Genomic DNA, 2350 nt, shown 5'->3' with positions numbered 1-2350 from the left:
GGTCAGCGCCAGCTCCATCGCCACGTGGTACGGGATGCGCTCGGGCAGCCGCAGCAGCCCGCCGCCCGCGGCGACCAGCCCACGCCTGACCTCCGTGATGCCGAAGACCGCGCTCTCCGCCGCGACGACCAGGTCGCAGGCCAACACCACCTCGCAGCCGCCCGCCAGCGCGTACCCCTCGACCGCCGCGATCAGCGGCTTCTCCGGCGGCTGCTCGACCAGTCCCGCGAACCCGCGGACCCCGGCGTAGGGCCGTTCGCCGCGCACGAACGCCTTGAGGTCGGCGCCCGCGCAGAACGTGCCGCCCGCGCCGGTGAGGATGCCGACCCGCAGCTCGGGATCGGCGTCGAGGCGGTCCATGGCCTCGGACACCTGCTCGGCGAGCCGCGCGTTCACGGCGTTCCGGGCCTCGGGGCGGTCGAGGGTGACCAGCAGGACCCCCTCGACCGGCACCGACGTCCGGACCGGGTCGGCACTCATCCGCGGCTCCGCTCGGCGAAGGGGACGAAGCGGTCGGGGTCCGGGTCCTTGGGCAGCCCCAACACCCGCTCGGCGATGATGTTGCGCTGGATCTCCGAGGTGCCGCCCGCGATCGCGTACGTCTTCATCGCGAGGAACCTCTCCGCCGCCTCGCTCCCCTCCTCGGGGTCCCACGCGACGGCGCCGTCCGGTTCGACGTCCGTGCCGAGCACGCCCAGCTTCTCGGCCAGCACGGAGTGCGCGAGCTTGCGGATCGACCCCTCGGCCGTGGGTGCGGCGTCGCCGGTGGCGACGAAGCTGCGCACCGTCGTCATCTGGAGGATCTTCTCCTCGGCGTAGGCCTCGAGCAGCCGGTCGCGGACCAGCGGGTCCTCCCAGACACCCGTCTCGACGGCACGGGCGACGAGCCGGTCCGCCTCCCCCGGTCCGACGGCGGGGCGCCCGGACAGTCCGTTGCGCTCCTGCATGAGCGTGCTGATGGCGACCGACCAGCCCTGGTTGACCGGGCCGATCCGCGCCGAGTCGGGGACCACGACGTCGGTCAGGAACGTCTCGTTGAACTCCGCGTTCCCGGTCATCTGCCTCAGCGGCCGCGGCTCGACCCCGGGTGTGCGCATGTCCAGCAGGAAGTAGGTGATCCCGCGGTGCTTGGGGGCCGAGGGGTCCGAGCGCGCCATCAGCAGGCCGAAGTCGGCCAGGTGGGCGTAGGAGTTCCAGACCTTCTGGCCGTTGACCAGCCAGGTCCCGTCGTCCTGCTGGACCGCGCGGGTCGAGAGCCCCGCGAGGTCCGACCCCGCGCCCGGCTCGCTGAACAGCTGGCACCAGAACTCCCGGCCGCGGCGCAGCGCGGGTAGCCGCTCGGCCTTCTGCTCCGGCGTGCCCCAGTCCAGGATCGTGTGCCCGGCGAGGACGAGCCCCACGAAGTCCCGGTTGTGTCGCTCGGCCCGAGACCGCGCCAGCGTCTCGGTCACGACGGCGCCGCGGTCGGCGGGCAGGCCCAGCCCGCCGTGCTCGGTCGGCCAGGTCGGGGTGGCGAGCCCGGAGTCGCCGAGCAGGTCGAACCAGGCGGGCCCGCGCTCGGGGTCCTCCCGGATCGCCTCGACGGCGGCGAGGTCGCCCCGCTCGACGGCGGCCTTCCAGTCCGCGGGCAGGTGGTCCGCCAGCCAGGCCTCGACGGCCGCGACGATCTCCGCGTCGGTGGCGTCCGGCAGGAGCGTGACCCGGTCGGTGACGGGCTCGGTGACGGTCATGCGGGGACCCCCTCGGTGGGGCGAGCGGCGGTGGGGACGGTGGTGGTCGGCACGGTGGTCGGCACGCTGGCGGCCAGGACGGTGGGCACGAGCGCGGCCCTGGCCTGCTGCGGGGTGCCGAGCAGCGAGCGGTCCGCACGGGCGCGGCGGAGGAACAGGTGGGCGTCGTGCTCCCAGGTGAAGCCGATGCCGCCGTGGAGCTGCACGGCGTCGAGGCCGGTCTGCAGGAACGCGTCGCCGCAGTAGGACCGGGCGATCGCGGCGCCGTAGGCCAGCGCGGCCGACCCCGGCTGCTGCCAGGCCGCCCAGTACGCGGCGGAGTGCGCCAGCTCGGCCCGCACGGCCATGTCGGCGAGCCGGTGCTTCACGCCCTGGAAGGTACCGATGAGCCTGCCGAACTGGCGCCGGGTGCGGGCGTACTCGGCGGTCATCTCGGTGGCCGCGGCCATGCCGCCCACCTGCTCGGCGGCGACGAGGACGGCCGAGACCGCACGCGCCCGGTCGAGCACCGCGGCGCCTTGGGCCGGGTCGCCGAGCGGCCGCGACGGCGTGCCCGCGAAGGTGATCCGGGCGGCCCGCCGGGTGAGGTCCAGCGTGGCCAGCGGCGACCGCTGCACGCC

The 2350-nt window shown here is 75.0% G+C and carries 3 protein-coding genes; all 3 read right to left on the bottom strand.

Annotation, left to right across the window (positions count from 1 at the left end; genetic code table 11):
- The coding region (locus H5J29_RS29520) for an enoyl-CoA hydratase-related protein (RefSeq protein ID WP_181784249.1) at positions 1-480 on the bottom strand (480 nt) is incomplete at its 3' end.
- The gene (locus H5J29_RS29515) at positions 477-1730 is read right to left on the bottom strand and encodes an acyl-CoA dehydrogenase family protein (protein WP_181784248.1); all 1254 of its coding nucleotides are present in this window, start codon (positions 1728-1730) and stop codon (positions 477-479) included. The genes H5J29_RS29515 and H5J29_RS29520, both read right to left, overlap by 4 nt.
- The coding region (locus H5J29_RS29510; protein WP_281376135.1) for an acyl-CoA dehydrogenase family protein at positions 1727-2350 on the bottom strand (624 nt) is incomplete at its 5' end. The genes H5J29_RS29510 and H5J29_RS29515, both read right to left, overlap by 4 nt.

This window comes from Pseudonocardia pini, from assembly GCF_013870575.1.
Lineage (GTDB): Bacteria > Actinomycetota > Actinomycetes > Mycobacteriales > Pseudonocardiaceae > Pseudonocardia > Pseudonocardia pini.
The sequence above is the reverse complement of the archived record's forward strand: the minus strand, read 5'-3'. Positions and strand labels throughout refer to the sequence as shown.

Bases quoted from the DNA above. Each gene is read 5' to 3' on its own strand.
- H5J29_RS29515 (WP_181784248.1), bottom strand. From the start codon at position 1,730: ATGACCGTCACCGAGCCCGTCACCGACCGGGTCACGCTCCTGCCGGAC.